Genomic DNA, 21,571 nt, shown 5'->3' on the forward strand with positions numbered 1-21,571 from the left:
AGGTGCGAAGGAACAACCCAATCTAGGCATCTGGAAGGCACCCGCAAGGTCTGCGCGCGGAAAGAGAAATGCCCTGCAAGCAGGCGCGAGCAGGCCTGTCAGAAAGGTCTGACGTTTAAACGGTCGGGGGATGTGTCAGGCGTGGTCCGACATCCGGCAGCCCTCGGACGAGTGGCTGCCGGTGCAGATGTTTAGTAGCCGTTTTCCGGCAGGCTTGCGATGATCGAGCGGTAGCTGTTCATCCGTTGCTGCTGCACGCGGCCATCTTCCAGGGCCTTGAGCAGTGCGCAACCCGGTTCGCGATCGTGCTTGCAGTCGCGGAAGCGGCAGGTGCCGAGCAGGTCGTTGAACTCGATGAAACCGGCTTCGACGTCGGCGCGGCTGACGTGGCCCAGGCCGAACTCACGGATACCCGGGGAGTCGATCAGCTCACCGCCGCCAGGGAAGTGGAACAGTCGCGCGGTGGTCGTGGTGTGCGTGCCCTGACCGGACAACTCCGACAACGGGCCGACACGGGTTTCGACTTCCGGCAGCAGGCTGTTGACCAACGACGACTTGCCGACGCCGGACTGGCCGACGAATACGCTGATGCGCCCGTCGAGCTGTTTCTGCAACTGCTCCATACCGTTGCCGTGATGCGCCGAGACTTCCAGCACCGGATAACCCAGCGTGCGGTACACCGCCAGCAGCGCGTTGAGCGCCGGGGCGTTCTGCTCGTCGATCAGGTCGAATTTGTTCAGCAGCAGCAACGGGCGGATGCCGGCGTGTTCGGCGGCGACCAGATAGCGGTCGATCAGGTTGGCGTGCGGCTCGGGCAGTGGCGCGAAGACGATGACAATCATGTCGACGTTGGCCGCCACCGGTTTGAGCTGGCCGCGGCTGTCCGGGCGGCACAGTTCGGTGGTGCGCGGCAGTTGCGCGACGATCACCCCGATGCCTTGGTTGCCGGCACGCCAGACCACCTGATCACCGGTCACCAGCGCCGGCAGGTTGGCGCGCAGGTGGCAACGGAATACCTGTCCGGCCAGTTCGCCGTCCACGGCCTCGACCTCGACCTGCACACCGAAGTGGGCGATCACCAGGCCGTGTTGCTCAGGGCCCAGATCGCCGCCCTCGAGGGCTTCGACCGCCGAGGACTCGCGTTTGGCGGCGCGCGCGGCGCGCTCGCCCTGAATCTTTTCGATGCGCCAGTTTTGACGACGATTGAGTTGGCGTTTGGCCATGGGTGTTCCGTCTGAAGAATGCAGCGATTAGGTAAAACGGCCGCGAGTTTAGCACGCCCGGGCACCGGCCTAGGCTAAACTGCGCAGCATTGCCTAGGAGCCCGAATATGCAAAACCCGCAGAACCTGATCTGGATCGACCTGGAAATGACCGGTCTGGATCCGGAAAACGACGTCATCATCGAAATGGCCACCATCGTCACCGACAGTGACCTGAACACCCTGGCCGAAGGCCCGGTGATCGCCATTCACCACAGTGACGAAGTGCTCGCCCGCATGGACGAGTGGAACACCCGCACCCACGGTAACTCGGGCCTGACCCAGCGCGTGCGTGACAGCCGCATCAGCATGGCCGAGGCCGAGGCCGAAACCATCGCTTTCCTGGAAAAATGGGTACCGAAAGGCAAGTCGCCGATCTGCGGCAACAGCATCTGCCAGGATCGCCGCTTCCTTTATACCCACATGAAAGCGCTGGAAAGCTACTTCCACTACCGTAACCTCGACGTGTCGACGCTCAAAGAGCTGGCCGCACGCTGGGCACCGGACGTGCGCGACAGCTTCAAGAAGGGCAGCACCCACCTGGCGCTGGACGACATCCGCGAGTCGATCGCCGAGCTGCAGCACTACCGCAAGCATTTCATCAAGTTCTGATGTTTCACCGGGCCATTTGGTGAAACTGTAGCGGGGAGCGCTTCGCGCTCCATCGGGGATGAATCCCCTCGCCACAGGTTTGAGGGGGGCGCTTACCGCCCTCTTCTGGTGCGGCGCTGAAATGGCTAGACTGCGCGCCTTCCTGCCAGGACCGCCGCCATGTTGCTGATGCTCTATCTGATCGCCATTACCGCTGAAGCCATGACCGGCGCGCTGTCTGCCGGACGGCGGGGCATGGACTGGTTCGGCGTGGTGCTGATCGCCTGCGTTACGGCATTGGGCGGCGGTTCGGTACGCGATGTGCTGCTCGGGCATTACCCGCTGACCTGGGTCAAGCACCCGGAATATCTGGTGCTGACTTCGGCCGCCGCAATGCTCACTGTGTTCACTGCCCGCTGGATGCGCCACCTGCGATCGCTGTTTCTGGTGCTCGATGCGGTCGGCCTGGTGGCCTTCACCCTGATCGGCTGCATGACCGCTCTGGAAATGGGCCACGGCATGCTGGTGGCCTCGGTCAGCGGTGTAATCACCGGAGTGTTCGGCGGCATCCTGCGCGACATCTTCTGCAACGACATCCCACTGATCTTCCGCCGCGAACTGTACGCCAGCGTCTCGTTCGCCGCCGCGTGGTGCTACATGCTCTGCCTGTACCTGAATGTGCCGAGCGAGCAGGCGATTCTGATCACCTTGTTCGGCGGTTTTCTGTTGCGGTTGCTGGCCATCCGTTTCCACTGGGAAATGCCCAAGTTCGTCTACAACGACGAGCATTAATGCATTCCCCTGTAGGAGCTGCCGCAGGCTGCGATCCTTTGATCTAGTCTTTTAAATATCAAAGTCAAAAGATCGTCCGATCGCGGCCCGAGCCTGCGGCAGCTCCTACAATTGACCGTGTTGTTTCAGCGCCCACTCGACGTGTTCGCGGACTAGATCGGACGGGTAATCACGGCGCGCCTTCAAGGCCTCCAGCACCGGAATGCTCGACGGCGCGTTGCCCAGCCCGACCGCCAGATTGCGCAGCCAGCGTTCGTAACCGGCGCGGCGCAGCGGCGAGCCTTCGGTGCTGCTGAGAAATTTGTCCTCGTCCCACAGGAACAGCTCGGCCAGTTCGGCGTTGTCCAGATTGTGCCGTGGCTTGAAATCGCTTTCCCCGGAGGGTCGGGCGAAACGGTTCCACGGGCAGACGATCTGACAGTCGTCGCAGCCGAACACGCGGTTGCCGATCAGCGGGCGCAGGTCTTCGGGAATGGCGTTTTTCAGCTCGATGGTCAGGTACGAGATGCAGCGTCGGGCGTCCAGCACATACGGGCCTACGAAGGCGTTGGTCGGGCAGATATCCAGACATGCCGTGCAGCGCCCGCAATGTTCGCTGCTGTGCGGTTCGTCCACCGGCAGCGGCAGATCGACAAACAGTTCGCTCAGGAAGAAATAACTGCCGGCCTTGCGGTTCAGTACCAGCGTGTTTTTGCCGATCCAGCCCAGCCCGGCCTGCTCGGCGATGGCTTTTTCCAGCACCGGGGCGCTGTCGACGAAGGCACGGAAACCGAACGGGCCGATCTCCGATTGAATCTTGTCGGCCAATTGCTGCACACGTTTACGGATCAATTTGTGGTAATCGCGGCCCAAGGCATAACGCGACACGTAGGCTTTCTCCGGTTGCGCCAGCATTTGCGCCATTTGCGTGTCGCCGGGCAGGTAGTCCATGCGCAGCGAAACCACGCGCAACGTACCCGGGACCAGTTCCTCCGGATGCGAGCGTTTGCTGCCGTGAGCGCCCATGTAATCCATTTCGCCGTGGTAGCCGGCGGCGAGCCAGCGCTCCAGGTGCTGCTCATGCTCGGCCAGGTCCAGACCGCTGATGCCGACTTGCTGGAAGCCCAGCTCGCGGCCCCAATCCTTGATCGATTGGGCGAGGGCGGGCAGATCTGTGGTGATGGCGGACATGAGGCGAGAGAAACCGGAGCTGAGGTGCGTATAATTCTGCCAGACATCGGAGCCCGAAGACGCATGCCGCACACGAAAGATCAATTACCCGACGCGCTGTATGGCGCTGCGCAGGTGCGAGCACTCGATGCGCGGCTGATCGCTGCGGGCACGCCGGGCTCCGAATTGATGCAGCGCGCCGCGCACGCGACCTGGCGCGCCTTGGTGCGGCAGTGGCCATCGGCGAACGAAATGACTGTACTTGCCGGGCATGGCAACAACGCCGGTGATGGTTTTCTGATCGCCGCACTGGCGCACCGGGCCGGTTGGGCGGTGCGGGTGCTGGCCGTCGGTGATCCGCAACGCTTGCAGGGCGACGCGGCGCAGGCTTATGCGCAGGCCATCAGCGATGGCGTCGCCGTGCAGGGCTGGGCCGTGCAAAGCGAGCTGCGCGGGGTGATTGTCGATGCCTTGCTCGGCACCGGGCTGGCCGGCGATGTCCGTGAGCCGTATGCCGCTGCGATCAAGGCGATCAAGGCGATCAATGCCAGTGGCCAGCCGGTGGTGGCGGTGGATATTCCTTCCGGACTGTCTGCCGATACCGGGCATGTCCTCGGCGTTGCGGTTCATGCCGACCTTACCGTGACCTTTATCGGCTTGAAGCTCGGCCTGTTCACCGGGGCGGCAGCGGATCAGGTCGGGGCGTTGGTGTTTAACGATCTGCAAGCCGCCGCCGACATCTACCGTGACATTCCTGTCAGCGCTCTGCGTCTCACGGCGGCTAATCTTCCACGATTGGCCCCGCGTGCGCCCGCTGCACACAAAGGACGCTTCGGGCATTTGCTGTTGATCGGCGGCGATCAGGGGTTTGGCGGGGCGATTCTGCTCAGTAGTGAAAGTGCGCTGCGTAGCGGCGCGGGCATGGTTTCGCTGGCGACCCGGCCTGAACATGTCCCGGCAGCGCTGACGCGGATGCCGGAAGTCATGGTGCTCGGCACGTCGTCGGCCAATCAGTTGATGGGGCTGCTGGAAAAGGCTTCCGTGCTGGTGGTTGGCCCGGGTCTCGGGCAGGCGAGCTGGGGCCGGGCGCTGTTGTCCGCTGCCGCCAATGCGCCGCTGCCGCAGGTATGGGACGCCGACGCGTTGAATCTGCTGGCAAGTGGTTTTGTCAGCCTGCCCAAGGATTGCGTGATCACGCCGCATCCGGGCGAAGCAGCGCGCCTGTTGGGCGTCAGTACCGCTGAGGTGCAGGCAGATCGCCCGGCCGCCGCGCGGGCATTGAGCAAAAAATACTCGGCTGTCGTCGTGCTGAAAGGCGCCGGCAGCCTGATCGCTCATCCTGATGGGCGTCTGGCGCTGTGTCATCAGGGCCATCCGGCCATGGCCACTGCTGGCCTGGGCGATGTGCTCGCGGGATTGGTCGGCGCTTTGCTGGCTCAGGGCATGGACGGCTTCGATGCCGCCTGCCTGGCAGTCTGGCTGCACGCCAATGCCGGCGCGCAACAAGGTAAATTCGGCCGTGGACTGGCGGCCAGTGATCTGATTCCAGTCATTCGTCAGTTGTTGGAGGAGCATGCACCGTGTCTGAAGTAACCCTGTACCTGGCCGATGAACAGGCCATGAGCGACTTTGGCGCACGGATCGCTCGCGTTACCCAAGGCCACGGCCTGATTTTTCTCGAAGGTAACCTGGGCATGGGCAAAACCACCCTGTCGCGGGGCATCATCCGTGGGCTGGGGCATGTCGGCGCGGTAAAAAGTCCGACCTTCACCCTGGTCGAGCCCTACGAGATCGGCGACGTGCGCGCCTTCCACTTCGACCTGTATCGCCTGGTCGATCCGGAGGAGCTGGAGTTCCTCGGCATCCGCGACTATTTCGAAGACGACGCCCTGTGCCTGATCGAGTGGCCCGATAAAGGTGCAGGCTTTTTGCCAAAGCCTGACCTGACCATTACCATTAGCCCGCAAGACAGCGGGCGTTCGCTGAAAATTTTATCCCAGGGCTCGCGTGGCGAGGCCTGGTGTGCCGCTTTGGCATTGGAATCCAATTAAATGATGGGGTTAGGTATGCGCTTTCGCGCGTTGGTGGCTGCCGTTGGACTGATGTTGATGGCAGTGACCGTCAACGCTGTGGCCGAGACAAAGGTCAACAGCGTGCGCCTGTGGCGGGCGCCGGACAACACGCGACTGGTCTTCGACCTGAGCGGCCCGGTGCAGCACAGCGTCTTCACCCTGACCGCACCGGATCGGCTGGTGATCGACATCAACGGCGCCACTCTGGGTGCGCCATTGAAGGTCTCGACCGCCAACACGCCAATCACCGCAATGCGCTCGGCCCAGCGCACGCCGACCGACCTGCGGGTGGTCATCGACCTGAAAAAAGCCGTCACCCCGAAAAGTTTCTCGCTGGCGCCGAACGCGCAATACGGCAACCGTCTGGTAGTCGATCTGTTCGACAACCCGGCCGATGCCGCGCCGCCGCCTGCCCCGACACCGTCAGTCGCCACCGTGCCAGCAGTGCCGGTAACGCCTTCGGAACCGGCGATCAAGTTGCCACCGGCCCCGGCCGGCAAGCGCGACATCATTGTGGTGATCGACGCCGGTCACGGTGGTGAAGACCCGGGTGCGTCCGGCTCGCGCGGCCAGCGTGAGAAAGACGTGGTACTGCAGATCGCCCGCGAGCTGCAGCGTCAGGTCAACGGCATGAAAGGTTTCCGCGCCGAGCTGACCCGTACCGGTGACTACTTCATCCCGTTGCGCGGCCGTACCGAAATCGCCCGCAAAAAGGGCGCCGATCTGTTCGTTTCGATCCATGCCGACGCCGCGCCGTCTGCAGCAGCTTTCGGCGCCTCGGTGTTTGCTCTGTCTGATCGCGGCGCGACATCGGAGACTGCCCGTTGGCTGGCCGACAGCGAAAACCGTTCCGACCTGATCGGTGGTGCCGGCAACGTCAGCCTCGACGACAAGGACCGCATGCTGGCCGGCGTGCTGCTCGACCTGTCGATGACCGCCTCGCTGACCTCCAGCCTCAACGTCGGCCAGAAAGTCCTGACCAACATTGGTCGCGTGACCCCGTTGCACAAACAGCGCGTGGAGCAGGCCGGGTTCATGGTGCTGAAGTCGCCGGACATCCCGTCGATCCTCGTCGAAACCGGATTTATCTCCAACGCCAACGAAGCGAACAAGCTTTCGGCATCGAGCCACCAGCAGGCGCTGGCGCGTTCGATCAGCAGCGGCGTGCGCCAGTTCTTCCAGCAGAACCCGCCACCGGGCACTTATATTGCCTGGCTGCGTGACTCCGGCAAGATTGCCCAGGGGCCGCGCGATCACCGCGTGAGTCCGGGCGAGACGCTGGCGATGATCGCCGTGCGTTATCAGGTGTCCCCCGCGACGCTGCGCAGTGCCAACAACCTCAGCAGCGATGAGCTGAAGATTGGCCAGCACCTGACCATTCCCGGCACCGAACTGGCGTCCAAAGAATGAACCAGGTGTTGAACGCCGCACGCATCGAACTGCTCAGCCCGCGGCTGGCGAACCAGATCGCCGCCGGCGAGGTGGTCGAGCGCCCGGCCTCGGTGATCAAGGAGTTGCTGGAAAACAGTCTCGACTCCGGCGCAAAACGCATCGACGTCGATGTCGAGCAGGGCGGCGTCAAGCTGCTGCGGGTACGTGACGACGGCAGCGGCATTTCCGCCGACGACCTGCCGTTGGCGCTGGCCCGTCACGCCACCAGCAAGATTCGCAATCTCGAAGACCTCGAGCAGGTGATGAGCCTGGGCTTTCGTGGTGAAGCACTGGCGTCGATCAGCTCCGTGGCACGCCTGACCCTGACCTCGCGCACCCGCGACGCCGATCAGGCCTGGCAGGTCGAAACCGAAGGTCGCGACATGGCGCCTCGGGTGCAGCCGGCGGCGCATCCGGTCGGTACGTCGGTGGAAGTGCGCGATCTGTTCTTCAACACCCCGGCGCGGCGCAAGTTTCTCAAGACCGAAAAAACCGAATTCGATCACCTGCAAGAAGTGATCAAGCGTCTGGCGCTGGCGCGTTTCGACGTAGCTTTCCATCTACGCCACAACGGCAAGACCATCCTCAGCCTGCACGAGGCTCACGATGACGCGGCCCGTGCCCGGCGTGTGGCGGCGATCTGCGGTTCGGGCTTCCTTGAACAGGCGCTGCCGATCGAGATCGAACGCAATGGTCTGCACCTGTGGGGCTGGGTCGGGTTGCCGACCTTCAACCGCAGCCAGGCGGACTTGCAGTATTTCTTCGTGAACGGCCGGGCGGTGCGCGACAAGCTGGTGGCCCACGCGGTGCGTCAGGCTTATCGCGATGTGCTGTTCAACGGTCGTCATCCGACCTTTGCGCTGTTTTTCGAGGTCGATCCGGCGGCGGTGGACGTCAACGTGCACCCTACCAAACACGAAGTGCGCTTCCGTGATGGGCGCATGGTGCATGACTTCCTTTACGGCACGTTGCACCGCGCGTTGGGCGATGTGCGTCCGGAAGATCAGCTGGCCGGTTCTGTCACCACTGCCGTCGTGCGTCCAACGGGTATTGAGGCCGGCGAGTTCGGCCCGCAGGGCGAAATGCGTCTGGCGGCCAACGCGCTGCTGGAGCAGCCGCAGGCGCAACCGGCGTTCAATACTTCGTCGGGCGCCAGCGCTGGCGGCGCTTATCAGTATCAGTACACACCGCGTCCGCAATCGGCTGTACCGGCCGCCGAGGCGCAAGCCGCTTACCGCGAGTTCTTCGCACCGTTGCCTGAAGCGAATGCCAATGCGTTGCCGGCCGGTCAGGAAGATATTCCGCCGCTCGGTTACGCGCTGGCGCAGCTCAAGGGCATCTACATTCTGTCCGAGAACGCTCAGGGGCTGGTGCTGGTGGACATGCACGCCGCGCACGAGCGGATCATGTACGAACGCCTGAAAATCGCCATGGCCAGCGAAGGTCTCAGTGGCCAGCCGTTGCTGGTGCCGGAGTCACTGGCGGTCAGTCAGCGTGAAGCCGATTGCGCCGAAGAACATGCCGCATGGTTCCAGCGTCTGGGCTTCGAGCTGCAGCGTCTGGGCCCGGAAACATTGGCAATCCGCCAGATTCCGGCCCTGCTCAAGCAGGCCGAGGCCAATCGGCTGGTGGGTGACGTGCTGTCGGACTTGATGGAATACGGCACCAGCGACCGGATTCAGGCGCACCTGAACGAGCTGCTCGGCACCATGGCCTGCCACGGCGCGATCCGCGCCAACCGGCGCCTGGCCCTGCCGGAAATGAATGGTCTGCTGCGTGACATGGAAAACACCGAGCGCAGCGGTCAATGCAACCATGGCCGACCGACCTGGACCCAATTGGGCCTGGACGATCTGGACAAACTGTTCCTGCGCGGTCGTTGATGAGCCAGCTTCCTCCAGCGATTTTTCTGATGGGCCCGACCGCTGCGGGCAAGACCGACCTGGCCATCGAGCTGACCAAGGTGCTGCCGTGCGAGTTGATCAGCGTCGACTCGGCGCTGGTCTATCGCGGCATGGACATCGGTACCGCCAAGCCATCGAAAGAACTGCTGGCCGAGTTTCCGCACCGGCTGATCGACATTCTCGATCCGGCTGAAGCCTATTCGGCAGCAGATTTCCGTCGTGATGCCCTGCAAGCCATGGCCGAGATCACCGCACGCGGGAAAATTCCGCTGCTGGTGGGCGGCACCATGCTTTATTACAAGGCGTTGGTTGAAGGCCTGGCGGACATGCCGGCGGCGGATCCCGAGGTCCGTGCGCAGATCGAAGAAGAAGCTGCACGCCTTGGCTGGCAAGCCCTGCACGATCAATTGGCGATCATCGACCCGGTGTCGGCAGCACGGATTCACCCGAACGATCCGCAGCGCCTGAGTCGGGCGCTGGAGGTTTATCGGGTCAGCGGTCAGAGCATGACTGCCCTGCGTCAGCAACAATCTGCGCAAAGTACTGAAGCAGCCGCTTCGGGACGGCAACAATTGCCCTATACTGTCGCGAACTTGGCCATTGCTCCGGCAAATCGCCAGGTACTGCACGAGCGCATTAAACAAAGATTCACAAATATGCTGGAACAGGGGTTCATCGACGAGGTCGTAGCCCTGCGTAAAAGAAGTGACCTGCATTCCGGGTTGCCGTCTATACGTGCGGTAGGCTACCGCCAAGTCTGGGACTACCTGGATGGCAAGCTGTCGTTAGCTGAAATGCAGGAACGCGGCATCATTGCCACGCGTCAATTGGCCAAGCGCCAGTTCACCTGGCTGCGCAGCTGGGAAGAACTGCACTGGCTGGACAGTCTTGATTGCGACAATCTGCCACGCGCCTTGAAATACCTTGGGACCATCTCCATATTGAGCTGAGTCCTTGCAATTGCCGTCTATCCTTGGGGGTGTGGCGGCCAAAGCCATCTGAATTACCTATTTTTATTATTGAATCCTTAAAGGAGTGCGGCACATGTCAAAAGGGCATTCGCTACAAGACCCTTACTTGAATACTTTACGTAAAGAGAAAGTTGGGGTTTCCATCTACCTGGTCAACGGTATCAAACTGCAAGGCACGATCGAGTCGTTCGACCAGTTCGTTATCCTGCTGAAAAACACCGTCAGCCAGATGGTTTACAAACACGCTATCTCGACAGTCGTGCCAGTACGTCCAATTCGTCTGCCTAGCGCAACCGAATCCGATGCAGGTGACGCTGAGCCAGGTAACGCCTGATAGGAGTCTCCTTTGTTCTTTGAGCGCCACGGTGGTGGTGAGCGAGTCATCCTCGTTCACTTGGAAGGTCAGGACCCTGAGGCGCGCGAAGATCCGCAGGAGTTTCAGGAATTGGCTAATTCGGCGGGCGCCGAGACCGTTGCGTTTTTTAACGTACCGCGTCATCGGCCAACCGCCAAATTCCTGATTGGCAGCGGCAAGGTCGAGGAATTACGCGACCTGGTCCATGCCGAAAAGGCCGATCTGGTGATTTTCAATCACATTCTCACGCCCAGTCAGGAACGTAACCTCGAACGTGTTTTCGAGTGTCGCGTGATCGACCGTACCGGCCTGATTCTCGATATCTTCGCCCAGCGCGCCCGTACCCATGAAGGCAAGCTCCAGGTAGAACTGGCCCAGCTTGATCACATGAGCACCCGCCTGGTTCGCGGCTGGACTCACCTTGAGCGTCAGGGTGGCGGTATCGGCATGCGTGGCCCGGGTGAAACCCAGCTCGAAACCGACCGGCGTCTGCTGCGGGTTCGTCTGCGTCAGATCAAGGGCCGTCTGGAAAAAGTGCGCAGCCAGCGCGAGCAATCGCGACGCGGCCGTTCCCGTGCGGATATCCCTACCGTGTCTCTGGTGGGCTATACCAACGCCGGCAAATCCACGCTGTTCAATAACGTGACCAAATCCGAGGTGTACGCGGCCGACCAGTTGTTCGCCACCCTGGACCCGACCCTGCGCCGCCTGGAACTGGACGATCTGGGGCCGATCGTGCTGGCTGACACGGTAGGTTTCATTCGGCACTTGCCGCACAAGCTGGTCGAGGCATTTCGGTCTACGCTCGAAGAGTCGAGCAATTCCGACCTGCTGTTGCACGTGATCGATGCGGCCGAACCGGATCGCATGCTGCAGATCGAGCAGGTGATGGTGGTGCTGGGCGAGATCGGAGCCCAGGACTTGCCGATCCTTGAGGTATACAACAAACTCGATTTGCTTGAAGGCGTTGAGCCACAGATCCAGCGCGATGCCGACGGCAAACCGCAGCGGGTCTGGCTGTCGGCGCGTGATGGCACGGGTCTGGAACTGCTCGAACAAGCCATTGCCGAGTTGCTGGGCAGTGATTTGTTTGTGGGCACATTGCGCTTGCCGCAACGGTTCGCTCGACTGCGTGCGCAGTTCTTCGAACTCGGTGCGGTACAGAAAGAAGAGCATGACGAAGAAGGCATCTGCCTGCTGGCCGTTCGTTTGCCCCGGGTCGAGTTGAATCGACTGGTAAGCCGCGAAGGATTGCAGCCGATGGAATTCATCGAGCAACACACTTTGCAATAAAAGCCTGGCAAAGCGGTTGTGCCGTAACGGCAGGCATTCTGTAGCATTGGTCGGCGCGCCGTGGGTGCGTCTTTGCTTTATCAGATGGAGAGCGCTATGGCTTGGAATGAGCCGGGTGGCAACTCGAATAATCAGGATCCTTGGGGTGGCAAGCGCCGCAATAACGGCGACCGCAAGGGGCCACCGGATCTCGACGAGGCCTTCCGAAAGCTGCAGGAAAGCCTGAACGGGTTGTTCGGTGGTGGTAAGAAACGCGGTGGTGATGACGGCGGTGGTTCGGGCAGGAGTGGTGGCGGCTTCGGCGGTCTGCTCGGCATCGGCCTCGTGGTGCTGGCGGCTGTCTGGCTGTACAGCGCGGTCTATGTGGTCGACGAGCAGGAGCAAGCCGTGGTGCTGCGCTTCGGCAAGTACTACGAGACTGTCGGCCCCGGCCTGAACATCTACTTCCCGCCGATCGACAAGAAGTACATGGAAAACGTCACGCGTGAGCGTGCCTACACCAAGCAGGGCCAGATGCTGACCGAAGACGAGAACATCGTCGAAGTGCCGCTGACCGTGCAGTACAAGATCAGCAACCTGCAGGACTTCGTGCTGAACGTCGATCAGCCGGAAATCAGCCTGCAGCATGCGACAGACAGCGCCCTGCGCCACGTGGTGGGTTCGACCGCCATGGACCAGGTGCTGACCGAAGGTCGTGAATTGATGGCCAGCGAAATCAAGGAGCGTCTGCAACGTTTCCTCGATACCTATCGCACCGGTATCACCGTCACCCAGGTCAACGTACAGAGCGCAGCGGCACCGCGTGAAGTGCAGGAAGCCTTCGACGACGTGATCCGCGCCCGTGAAGACGAGCAGCGTTCGCGCAACCAGGCGGAAACCTACGCCAACGGCGTGGTGCCGGAAGCCCGTGGTCAGGCCCAGCGCATCCTCGAGGATGCCAACGGTTACCGCGACGAGACGGTCTCGCGCGCCAAGGGTGAGGCGGATCGCTTTACCAAACTGGTCGCGGAGTATCGCAAGGCCCCTGAAGTCACCCGCCAGCGTCTGTATCTGGACACCATGCAGGAAGTCTTCAGCAACACCAGCAAGGTACTCGTGACCGGTAACAAGAATGGCCAGAGCAACCTGCTTTACCTGCCGTTGGACAAAATGATCCAGAACAGTTCGGGCAGCAATGCACCGGTCACCGGTTCGGCTGCCGCCAGCAACAACACGGACGTCACGCCGCATGTCACTGACCTGCCGCAGACACGTACAAGGGAGACCCGCTGATGAGCAATAAATCGCTGATCGCCCTGATCGTTGGCGTTGTCGTGGTGCTGGTGGGCTGGAACTGCTTCTACATCGTCGCTCAGACCGAGCGTGCGGTGCTGCTGCAGTTCGGTCGGGTGGTTCAGGCTGATGTCCAGCCGGGCCTGCATGTGAAAGTGCCTTACGTTAACCAGGTGCGTAAATTTGACGCACGTCTGATGACGCTGGATGCACCGACACAACGCTTCCTGACCCTGGAAAAGAAAGCCGTGATGGTCGATGCCTACGCCAAGTGGCGGGTGAAAGATGCCGAGCGCTTCTACACCGCGACTTCTGGCCTCAAGCAAATCGCCGACGAGCGTCTGTCCCGTCGTCTGGAATCCGGTCTGCGTGACCAGTTCGGCAAGCGCACCCTGCACGAAGTGGTGTCGGGTGAGCGTGACGCATTGATGGCTGATATCACCGCGTCGCTGAACAAGATGGCGGAAAAAGAGCTGGGTATCGAAGTGGTCGATGTTCGGGTCAAGGCCATCGATCTGCCGAAGGAAGTGAACCGCAGCGTGTTCGAGCGTATGAGCACCGAACGTGAGCGTGAGGCTCGCGAGCACCGCGCCAAGGGTAACGAACTGGCCGAAGGCATCCGTGCCGACGCCGATCGTCAACGCCGCGTGCTGCTGGCTGAAGCCTATCGTGAATCCGAAGAGATTCGCGGTGACGGTGATGCCCAGGCCGCTGCGATCTACTCCAAGGCCTACGGTCAGGATCAGGAGTTCTACGGTTTTTACCGTAGCCTGCGTGCCTACCGTGAAAGCTTCGCGAACAAATCCGACGTCATGGTTCTCGACCCAAGCAGCGACTTCTTCCATTACCTGGAAAAGTCCAAGCCTTGATACGACGTTGACCTGAATTACTCCGCCCGGCGGCTAAAACCTCGGGCGGGGTGATCCTTTGGGAAAACGTGTGTATGATGCGGCAGCCGGGAAATTCCCGGCTTTTTTGCGTCTGCACGTTTGATTGCTGTTTTTTGTTGCAGGCATCGGGTTGAATGGCCCGAGCGTTTTTCGAGGAAAGTGATGGGCGAAGCCGGTAACAGGCCTTTCGCCGCGTCGTTCATGCGCGTGCGTTTTGAACGGATCGGTCATTTTCTGCTTCACTCAAGGCTCGCCCGCAGGCTGGCCGCCCGGATCAAAGGGGAATGGCGTAATGGCAACGGTAGACCGCTGGCTGCTGCCAGATGGCATCGAAGAAGTACTGCCACCGGAAGCGGCGCGCATTGAAGTCGCGCGTCGTCAGGTGTTGGATCTGTTCCAGAGCTGGGGTTACGAGTTTGTCGTGACTCCCCATATCGAGTACCTGGAATCCCTGCTGACCGGTGCGGGCCAGGACCTGGATCTGCGTACCTTCAAGGTCATCGACCCACAGTCGGGTCGGCAGATGGGGTTCCGTGCCGACATCACGCCGCAAGTGGCGCGCATTGATGCGCACACCCTGCGTCGCGAAGGTCCGAGCCGTCTGTGCTACGCCGGCAGCGTGCTGCATGCCCAGCCGCGTGCACTGTCGTCCTCGCGCAGCCCGATCCAGTTGGGTGCCGAGCTGTACGGCGATGCCAGCCCGAGCAGCGACGTGGAAGTCATCAGCCTGATGCTGGCCATGCTGCAACTGGCCGATGTGCCGGATGTGCATATGGACCTTGGCCATGTCGGCATCTACCGTGGTCTGGCGCGTGCCGCCGGTCTGTCCGGTGAAGTCGAGCAGCAGTTGTTCGATGCATTGCAACGCAAGGCCATCGACGAGGTCATTACCCTGACCGAAGGCCTGCCGGCCGATCTGTCCGGCATGCTGCGGGCGCTGGTCGACCTGTGTGGCGGCCGTGAAGTGCTGACCGCCGCTCGTGAGCGTCTGGCCAATGCGCCGGCGCCGGTGCTGGCGGCGCTGGAAGATTTGCTGGAGATCGCCGATCGTCTGGCGGCGCGTTTCCCGGAGCTGCCGCTGTACTTCGACCTTGGCGAGCTGCGCGGCTACCACTACCACACCGGTGTGGTGTTCGCGGTGTTTGTCCCGGGCGTGGGCCAGTCCATCGCTCAGGGCGGTCGTTACGACGACATCGGTGCCGACTTCGGTCGCGCCCGTCCGGCGACCGGCTTCTCTACCGATTTGAAAACCCTGGTGACCCTGGGGCGTGCTGAGATCGAGCTACCGTCTGGCGGTATCTGGATGCCTGACAGTACGGATGCGGCACTCTGGCAGCAGGTTTGCCAGTTGCGCAGTGAGGGTCAGCGTGTCGTTCAGGCGTTGCCTGGACAACCTTTGGCCGCCGCCCGTGATGCGGACTGCGACCGGCAATTGATTCAGCAGAACGGGCTTTGGCAAGTATCGCCACTGGCTTCTTGAGTTTTCCTGCCGGCCATCGCCGGCACCAAGTTTGCGCGAATGAGGACAAGTGTTATGGGTAAGAATGTCGTAGTCCTGGGCACCCAATGGGGTGATGAGGGCAAAGGCAAGATCGTTGATCTGCTGACCGAACATGCTGCCGCCGTAGTGCGCTACCAAGGTGGCCACAACGCTGGCCACACCCTGGTGATCGACGGCGAGAAAACCGTCTTGCACCTGATCCCGTCGGGCGTGCTGCGCGAAGGCGTGCAGTGCCTGATCGGCAACGGCGTGGTGGTTGCACCTGACGCCCTGCTGCGTGAGATCACCAAGCTGGAAGAGAAAGGCGTACCGGTGCGCGAGCGCCTGCGTATCAGCCCGTCCTGCCCGCTGATCCTGTCCTTCCACGTGGCGCTGGACCAGGCTCGTGAAAAAGCCCGCGGCGAGCTGAAGATCGGTACTACCGGTCGCGGCATCGGCCCGGCTTATGAAGACAAGGTTGCACGCCGTGGTCTGCGCGTGGGCGACCTGCTGAACATGCCGCGCTTCGAAGACAAGCTGCGTGAACTGGTGGATTACCACAACTTCATGCTGGTCGGTTACTACAAAGAGCCGGCCATCGAGTTCGAAAAGACCTTGGCCGAGTGCAAGGAATACGCCGAGCTGCTCAAGCCGCTTATGCTCGATGTGACTGCCGAGCTGCACGACCTGCGTCGCGCCGGCAAAGACATCATGTTCGAAGGCGCCCAGGGTTCGTTGCTCGACATCGACCACGGTACCTACCCGTACGTGACCAGCTCCAACACCACCGCAGGTGGCGTGGCGACCGGTTCGGGCGTTGGTCCGATGTTCCTCGACTACATCCTGGGCATCACCAAGGCTTACACCACTCGCGTCGGTTCGGGTCCATTCCCGACTGAGTTGTTCGACGACGTGGGTGCGCACCTGGCCAAGCAAGGTCACGAGTTCGGCGCTACCACCGGCCGTGCCCGTCGTTGCGGCTGGTTCGACGCCGTTATCCTGCGTCGCGCGATCGATGTGAACAGCATCTCGGGCATCTGCCTGACCAAGCTGGACGTCCTCGATGGCCTGGAAACCATCAACATCTGCACCGGCTACAAGGACGCGCAAGGCAATGCCGTGGCGCCGACCGACGCTGACAGCTACGTGGGCCTGCAGCCTGTGTACGAAGAAGTGCCGGGCTGGACCGAATCGACCGTGGGTGCCAAAACCCTGGAAGAGCTGCCAGCTAACGCTCGTGCCTACATCAAACGCGTTGAAGAGTTGATCGGCGCGCCGATCGACATTATTTCGACGGGCCCGGATCGCAACGAAACCATCGTTCTGCGCCATCCGTTCGCTGGATAAGTCGTTGATGTAAAAAACAAAGGCCCCTTAATCGGGGCCTTTGTCGTTTATGCCTGTTGGACGGCATGACCTTTGCTGTAAATCTTCCTACAAGAGTGCCATCAAATTAATGGCGTCAGAAGTAGAGGGATTCACAGTGTCGGCCGTTCTCTCACTGTTACAAAGCCGTTTGTTGCGGCCCGTGTTCGTTACCCTTGGTATCGCCCTTTTGGTGCAAGTGCTGGTGGCAGTCGCCCTGACACGAAGCACGGTCACGGCGCTGGAAGCCGATCTCGGCACTCGTCTGGGCGCTGACAGCCAAAAGCTCTCCGGCGAGCTGGAGCAGGCCGGGCGTGAAGTCACCTCAAGCCTCGATAACCTTTCCTCAAGTACCCGGCAGCGTCTGACCGCCGGCCTGTCTTCCCGCCTGAAGGAAGAGCAGGCGCAATTGCGTACGACACTGGAAAAGGACCTCAAGGACTCGGCCAATGACATGGCCCAGTTGCTCGCTTCGGTGGCGCCGCGCGCCATGTGGGACAGCGACGTACCGACCCTGTCGGAGTTCGCCCGCCGCGCCCAGCGCAATCCCAACGTGTTGTTCGTGGTTTACGACGATGCCACCGGTCAACACCTGACGCGTTACCTCAACCGCGAAAATCCGATCAACAAGGCCTTGCTGGAAAAAGGCCAGGGCGAGCGCGCGCTGGACAAGGTGCTGGACGCGGCGAAAAACGATCCGTCGGTTTACTACCTCGAAGCCTCGATCAATCCCAACGGCGTGGAAATCGGCAAGGTGTTGATGGGCGTCTCGACCGCTTCGGTGGACACCGATCTGGCCGCGCTCGACCAGCGCTTCTCGGCGCTGATCGCCAGCAGTGATCAACTGGTCGGCGACAGCCTCAAGGGTGCTGCTGCTGACAGCGCCAGCGCGATGCGTGCGCGCCTGCAGTCGGCGCAATCCACCGCTGCCGAAATGAAAGCCAACACCACCAGCACCGTGCAGGACGCCGCCGCAACCTTGCGCTGGCGCATCGGCATGGGCCTGGCGCTGGTCGGCTGCGGCGTGCTGTTGTTGCTGGCCGTGGTGCTCGGGCACCGGGTGGTCAATCGCCTGAAGATGCTCAACGCGGCGATGGACGATCTGGCGGCAGGTGAGGGCGATCTGACCAAGCGCGTGCAGATCAACAGTAAGGACGAAATCGGCGACATGGCCTCGGCGGTCAATCGCTTTGTGGATAAGTTGCAGCCGATCGTGCGCGAGGCGGGCGACGTGGCCCAGCGTACCGGCGTGGAAATCGGCGCCATGACCCTGCGCAATGCCGGTGCCGATGCGGCGGCCGGGATGCAACGCGACGAGGTTGCGGAAAGTTTGCGTGCGTTGTCGCAAATGGCTGATGAGGCACAGTCGGAAAGCCATGCCATGCAGGCGGCGTTGAAGCAGGTGGTGGATATTCGCCAGGCTACCGACGAAAACACCCGCACCTCGGCCAAGGTCGGCAGCCTGATCGAGGCGCTGGCCGGGCAGGTCGACACCGGGGCGAAAGTCATCGAGCGACTGGCGCAGCAGAGCGAACAGATTGAAGTGGTGCTGACGGTGATTCACGGCATCGCCGAGCAGACCAACCTGCTGGCCCTGAACGCGGCGATCGAAGCGGCTCGGGCTGGTGAAACCGGGCGCGGATTTGCGGTGGTCGCTGATGAGGTTCGTGCGCTGGCAAGCAAGACGCAAAGCTCGACCGGTGACATTCAGGCGCACATCGTCGCGTTGCAGCAAGGCGCACGTGAGGCGGTAGAAGCGATCGGCCAAGCTGGGCGTCAGGCCAGCGAAGGTCTGCTGGTGTTACGCGACAGCGCGCGGTTGCAGCAGTCGGTGCAGGCTTCGGTCGAGCAGGTGCACGCGGCGATCGGTCTGGCAACGCAGGCGGCGGCGCATCAGGCGCAGGGCGCGCAAGCGGTGCGTGGGCGGGTCGAGACGATTCATGCCCAGGCCGAGAAAGCGGCGCAAGCGGTGGTGGAGACCACGGCCAGTGGCAAGGTGCTGGATGGGCTGGCGGCGCAGTTGAAGGCGAGTCTGGGGCAGTTCAGGGCTTAAATCAAAAGATCGCAGCCTGCGGCAGCTCCTACATAGGGATTTGCATTTCCCTGTAGAAGCTGCCGCAGGCTGCGATCTTTTAGCGGCTCAGGTACATCCGCGTCGTCAGCAGATACACCGGCAGCCCGGAGACCACAATCAACAGCGCCGCATAAGGCGCTGCCGCCGCAAACTCGACATTCGCGGTATGCGCCCACACTTCCGTCGCCAGCGTGTTCAGCCCGGTCGGACTCAGCAACAGCGTCGCCGTCAGTTCCTTCATCGCATCCAGAAACACCAGCGCAAACGCCGCGCCCAGTGCCGGGAAGATGATCGGCAGGGTCACCCGGCAAAACGCTGTGAACGACGAAGCCCCCAGCGTGCGGGCCGCTTCTTCCAGTTGCGGCGCCGCCTTGTTCAGCGCCGTGCGAATCGGTGCCTGCGCCAACGGCAGAAACAGCAGCGCATAAGCGATCAGCAGCAACGCCGAGGTCTGGTACAGCGCCGGCACGTAGTGCAGGGCGAAATACACCAGCGTCAGCGCGATCACCAGGCCCGGCAAGGCGTGGAGCAGATACGGCAAGCGTTCGGCCCAGATCGCCAGTTGACCTTTGTAACGCACCACCAGCAGCCCGACCGGCACCGCCAGCAGCAGGCACAGCGCCGCGCCACCCAGCGACAAGGCCAGCGACGACAGCAGGGCTTCGGTGATCGCCGCGACCGGGAAGGCTGCCGAAGAGCCGACCGCCAGCCAGTACGCGAGCATGCCCAGCGGAATCCCGCTGCCGATAATCGCCAGCAACAGGCAATACAGCTGCCCGACAACCGCCCACGGCCCCAACCGTACTTGCTCGGCCTGACGTGCCGCGCCCTGGCCAGTGCGCACATGCCGACCCTTGCCGCGCACCCGCAGCTCCAGCCACAACAGCATCAGACACAGCGCGAGCAGCACCGCCGAGAGCATCGCCGCGTTGGCGTTGCTGAATTCCAGTTCGAATTGCTGATAGATCGCGGTGGTGAAGGTTTGCAGGCCGATGATCGACAGTGCGCCGAACTCGACCAGCATGTGCAGGGCAATCAGCAGCGAGCCAGCCAGCAGCGACGGCCAGAGCAGCGGCAGGGTGACGCGGAAAAACACCCCCCAGCGATTCTGTCCCAAGGTGCGAGCCGACTCTTCAAGGGACGGATCGAGGTTGCGCAGGGTCGCCGCGACCGGCAGAAAGATCAGCGGATACTTCGACAGGCTCATCACCAGAATCGCCCCGCCGAGGCCTTCGAACTGCGCGCTCAACGACACCCAGGTGAAGCTGCTAACAAACGCCGGCACCGCAAACGGCAGGCACAGAATAACGCCCCACAGGCGTCGTCCCGGCAGATTGCTGCGCTCCAGCAGCCACGCCAGCGACAGGCCGATTACGCCGCAGGTCAGCGTTACACCAACCATCAGCGCCAATGTGTTGCGCAGCAGACCGAAGACATACGGGCGCCACAGCAAGTGCAGCGCCTCCGCCCAGCCGGCCTGCCAGGCTTTCAGGCCGACATAGGCCAGTGGCAACAGGCTCATGACCACCAGCAATAACACCGGCAGCACCAGCCAGATCGACGGGCGCTTGCGTCGTGGTACGTAACCCCCGCGCGCGGCGGGGGCGGATAACGATGCGGCCATCAGTTCAGGCCAACTTCACGTTCCAGCTCCAGCGCTTCTTCGGCGTTGCCCAGATCGGCCGGGGTCACGTTCGGCGCTTGCAGTTCGCTGAACGGCTTGAGCCCGCGATCCGATTCCATGCCTTTGTGCAGTGGATACTCGGCGGTGGTCTGAGTGATCACGCGCTGACCTTCTTCGCTGGCCATGTAGGCAAGGAATTGTTGGGCTTCTTTTGGATGTTTACTGGATTTGAGGACGGCAGCACTGGACACGGTGATCAGTCCGCCGACGTCGCCGCCGGTAAAGTAATGCAGTTTCGAGTCGAGCTTGCCTTTCTCGCGCTGCAGGGCGAACCAGTAGTAGTTGTTCACCAGCACGGTGGCGACTTCGCCGTTTTCCACGGCTTTGAGGGCGACCATGTTGTTGCTGTAGGTCTTGCCGAAAGCGCGCAGGCCGGTCAGCCATTCTTCGGCGGCGTCGCGACCGTGCATTTTGATGATCGCCACGGCCTGTTCCTGGAATGCGCCGCTGGTCGGGACGAAACCGACTTTGCCTTGCCACTTTGGATCGGAGAATTCCATCACCGACTTCGGCAGGTCTTTCTCATCGACCAGTTTCGGGTTGTAGGCAACCACGCGAACCCGCGCGGTGACACCGATCCAGGTGCCGTTGCCGGCGACGTATTGCTTGGGCAGCACGGCCAGCGTGGCGTCGTCGGTCTTGGCCAGCAGGCCTTGCTCGCCGAGGTTGTTCAGCGGCGGAGATTCTTCGGTGTAGATCACGTCGGCGGGGGAGCGGTCGCCTTCTTCGATGACCTGGCTGGCGAGCTGGTTGCTGCTGCCCTTGCGTACGTTGACGTGAATGCCGGTCTTGGCCTCGAAAGCCTTGGCGATAGCGTCGCCGACTTCCTTGTGTTGACCGTTGTAGAGCGTCAGGGAAACCGCCTCGGCTGCCTGGGTGAGGGGAGTGGCGAGTGCCAGGCCGAGCAGGGTGAAGGTCAAGCCGCGGCGCAGGGTATTTCGAAACATCATTCGCAGGGTTCCTCACTGTCGCATTGCAAAAACTTGC

Annotated in this window: 18 protein-coding genes; 14 read left to right on the plus strand and 4 right to left on the minus strand. The window is 61.9% G+C overall.

What is annotated here, in order from left to right:
- Positions 1 to 191: 191 nt before the first annotated feature.
- Positions 192 to 1,223, minus strand: coding sequence for a small ribosomal subunit biogenesis GTPase RsgA (gene rsgA, locus ABV589_RS17745; protein WP_007950741.1), 1,032 nt, complete (start codon positions 1,221 to 1,223; stop codon positions 192 to 194).
- A 107-nt stretch (positions 1,224 to 1,330) separates the two neighbouring features.
- Here rsgA and orn point away from each other — a divergent pair, with 107 nt between their 5' ends.
- Together orn and ABV589_RS17755 are read left to right on the plus strand one after the other, a co-directional pair.
- Entirely contained in the window at positions 1,331 to 1,873 is a 543-nt protein-coding gene (gene orn, locus ABV589_RS17750) for an oligoribonuclease (protein ID WP_003221098.1), read from the plus strand.
- A gap of 159 nt (positions 1,874 to 2,032) precedes the next feature.
- Positions 2,033 to 2,644, plus strand: coding sequence for a trimeric intracellular cation channel family protein (locus ABV589_RS17755; RefSeq protein WP_047290974.1), 612 nt, complete (start codon positions 2,033 to 2,035; stop codon positions 2,642 to 2,644).
- A gap of 105 nt (positions 2,645 to 2,749) precedes the next feature.
- On the opposite strand, the gene queG is transcribed toward ABV589_RS17755, so the two are convergent.
- Entirely contained in the window at positions 2,750 to 3,814 is a 1,065-nt protein-coding gene (gene queG / locus ABV589_RS17760) for a tRNA epoxyqueuosine(34) reductase QueG (protein ID WP_367082799.1), read from the minus strand.
- 63 nt (positions 3,815 to 3,877) lie between these two features.
- Here queG and ABV589_RS17765 point away from each other — a divergent pair, with 63 nt between their 5' ends.
- The 12 genes from ABV589_RS17765 to ABV589_RS17820 all read left to right on the plus strand — a co-directional run bounded on the left by ABV589_RS17765 (position 3,878) and on the right by ABV589_RS17820 (position 18,879).
- Positions 3,878 to 5,386 carry an NAD(P)H-hydrate dehydratase gene (locus ABV589_RS17765; protein ID WP_367082801.1) on the plus strand — a complete coding sequence of 503 codons (1,509 nt, stop codon included), beginning with the start codon at positions 3,878 to 3,880 and terminating at the stop codon, positions 5,384 to 5,386.
- Positions 5,374 to 5,844, plus strand: coding sequence for a tRNA (adenosine(37)-N6)-threonylcarbamoyltransferase complex ATPase subunit type 1 TsaE (gene tsaE, locus ABV589_RS17770; RefSeq protein ID WP_007967425.1), 471 nt, complete (start codon positions 5,374 to 5,376; stop codon positions 5,842 to 5,844). The genes ABV589_RS17765 and tsaE overlap by 13 nt, the downstream gene beginning before the upstream one ends.
- A gap of 3 nt (positions 5,845 to 5,847) precedes the next feature.
- Entirely contained in the window at positions 5,848 to 7,275 is a 1,428-nt protein-coding gene (locus ABV589_RS17775; protein WP_202370087.1) for an N-acetylmuramoyl-L-alanine amidase, read from the plus strand.
- Between the two features lie 5 nt (positions 7,276 to 7,280).
- On the plus strand, positions 7,281 to 9,179 hold the full coding sequence (mutL, locus tag ABV589_RS17780) for a DNA mismatch repair endonuclease MutL (RefSeq protein WP_225138893.1): 1,899 nt from the start codon (positions 7,281 to 7,283) through the stop codon (positions 9,177 to 9,179).
- Positions 9,179 to 10,150, plus strand: a complete 972-nt coding sequence (miaA, locus tag ABV589_RS17785; RefSeq protein ID WP_367082803.1) for a tRNA (adenosine(37)-N6)-dimethylallyltransferase MiaA — start codon at positions 9,179 to 9,181, stop codon at positions 10,148 to 10,150. Before mutL ends, miaA begins: the two co-directional genes overlap by 1 nt.
- A gap of 94 nt (positions 10,151 to 10,244) precedes the next feature.
- Positions 10,245 to 10,505 (plus strand): RNA chaperone Hfq, encoded by a 261-nt coding sequence (gene hfq / locus ABV589_RS17790; protein WP_003221112.1) that lies wholly within the window; start codon positions 10,245 to 10,247, stop codon positions 10,503 to 10,505.
- A 12-nt stretch (positions 10,506 to 10,517) separates the two neighbouring features.
- A complete protein-coding gene (gene hflX, locus ABV589_RS17795; RefSeq protein WP_003221114.1) occupies positions 10,518 to 11,819 on the plus strand; it encodes a ribosome rescue GTPase HflX in 1,302 nt (433 codons plus the stop codon).
- A 96-nt stretch (positions 11,820 to 11,915) separates the two neighbouring features.
- A complete protein-coding gene (gene hflK, locus ABV589_RS17800; RefSeq protein WP_108592146.1) occupies positions 11,916 to 13,091 on the plus strand; it encodes an FtsH protease activity modulator HflK in 1,176 nt (391 codons plus the stop codon).
- Positions 13,091 to 13,960, plus strand: a complete 870-nt coding sequence (gene hflC / locus ABV589_RS17805; protein WP_007967437.1) for a protease modulator HflC — start codon at positions 13,091 to 13,093, stop codon at positions 13,958 to 13,960. Before hflK ends, hflC begins: the two co-directional genes overlap by 1 nt.
- A 313-nt stretch (positions 13,961 to 14,273) precedes the next feature.
- Positions 14,274 to 15,461, plus strand: a complete 1,188-nt coding sequence (locus ABV589_RS17810; RefSeq protein ID WP_103522565.1) for an ATP phosphoribosyltransferase regulatory subunit — start codon at positions 14,274 to 14,276, stop codon at positions 15,459 to 15,461.
- A gap of 54 nt (positions 15,462 to 15,515) precedes the next feature.
- A complete protein-coding gene (locus ABV589_RS17815; RefSeq protein ID WP_367082805.1) occupies positions 15,516 to 16,808 on the plus strand; it encodes an adenylosuccinate synthase in 1,293 nt (430 codons plus the stop codon).
- 136 nt (positions 16,809 to 16,944) lie between these two features.
- Positions 16,945 to 18,879, plus strand: a complete 1,935-nt coding sequence (locus tag ABV589_RS17820; protein WP_007967441.1) for a methyl-accepting chemotaxis protein — start codon at positions 16,945 to 16,947, stop codon at positions 18,877 to 18,879.
- A 79-nt stretch (positions 18,880 to 18,958) separates the two neighbouring features.
- Here the strand turns inward: ABV589_RS17820 and ABV589_RS17825 are convergent, their stop codons facing one another.
- Positions 18,959 to 20,524, minus strand: coding sequence for an iron ABC transporter permease (locus ABV589_RS17825; protein ID WP_367082808.1), 1,566 nt, complete (start codon positions 20,522 to 20,524; stop codon positions 18,959 to 18,961).
- Positions 20,524 to 21,534: an extracellular solute-binding protein gene (locus tag ABV589_RS17830; protein ID WP_367082810.1), complete on the minus strand. Its 1,011-nt coding sequence runs from the start codon at positions 21,532 to 21,534 to the stop codon at positions 20,524 to 20,526. The genes ABV589_RS17825 and ABV589_RS17830 overlap by 1 nt, the downstream gene beginning before the upstream one ends.
- Positions 21,535 to 21,571: the final 37 nt, after the last annotated feature.

Source organism: Pseudomonas sp. HOU2 (assembly GCF_040729435.1).
Lineage (GTDB): Bacteria > Pseudomonadota > Gammaproteobacteria > Pseudomonadales > Pseudomonadaceae > Aquipseudomonas.

What these genes read in the sequence shown, in the direction of transcription:
- rsgA (WP_007950741.1), bottom strand. Translation starts at nt 1,223, where the DNA reads ATGGCCAAACGCCAACTCAATCGTCGTCAAAACTGGCGCATCGAAAAG.
- orn (WP_003221098.1), top strand. Translation starts at nt 1,331, where the DNA reads ATGCAAAACCCGCAGAACCTGATCTGGATCGACCTGGAAATGACCGGT.
- ABV589_RS17755 (WP_047290974.1), top strand. Translation starts at nt 2,033, where the DNA reads ATGTTGCTGATGCTCTATCTGATCGCCATTACCGCTGAAGCCATGACC.
- queG (WP_367082799.1), bottom strand. Translation starts at nt 3,814, where the DNA reads ATGTCCGCCATCACCACAGATCTGCCCGCCCTCGCCCAATCGATCAAG.
- ABV589_RS17765 (WP_367082801.1), top strand. Translation starts at nt 3,878, where the DNA reads ATGCCGCACACGAAAGATCAATTACCCGACGCGCTGTATGGCGCTGCG.
- ABV589_RS17775 (WP_202370087.1), top strand. Translation starts at nt 5,848, where the DNA reads ATGGGGTTAGGTATGCGCTTTCGCGCGTTGGTGGCTGCCGTTGGACTG.
- miaA (WP_367082803.1), top strand. Translation starts at nt 9,179, where the DNA reads ATGAGCCAGCTTCCTCCAGCGATTTTTCTGATGGGCCCGACCGCTGCG.
- hfq (WP_003221112.1), top strand. Translation starts at nt 10,245, where the DNA reads ATGTCAAAAGGGCATTCGCTACAAGACCCTTACTTGAATACTTTACGT.
- hflK (WP_108592146.1), top strand. Translation starts at nt 11,916, where the DNA reads ATGGCTTGGAATGAGCCGGGTGGCAACTCGAATAATCAGGATCCTTGG.
- hflC (WP_007967437.1), top strand. Translation starts at nt 13,091, where the DNA reads ATGAGCAATAAATCGCTGATCGCCCTGATCGTTGGCGTTGTCGTGGTG.
- ABV589_RS17810 (WP_103522565.1), top strand. Translation starts at nt 14,274, where the DNA reads ATGGCAACGGTAGACCGCTGGCTGCTGCCAGATGGCATCGAAGAAGTA.
- ABV589_RS17815 (WP_367082805.1), top strand. Translation starts at nt 15,516, where the DNA reads ATGGGTAAGAATGTCGTAGTCCTGGGCACCCAATGGGGTGATGAGGGC.
- ABV589_RS17825 (WP_367082808.1), bottom strand. Translation starts at nt 20,524, where the DNA reads ATGGCCGCATCGTTATCCGCCCCCGCCGCGCGCGGGGGTTACGTACCA.
- ABV589_RS17830 (WP_367082810.1), bottom strand. Translation starts at nt 21,534, where the DNA reads ATGATGTTTCGAAATACCCTGCGCCGCGGCTTGACCTTCACCCTGCTC.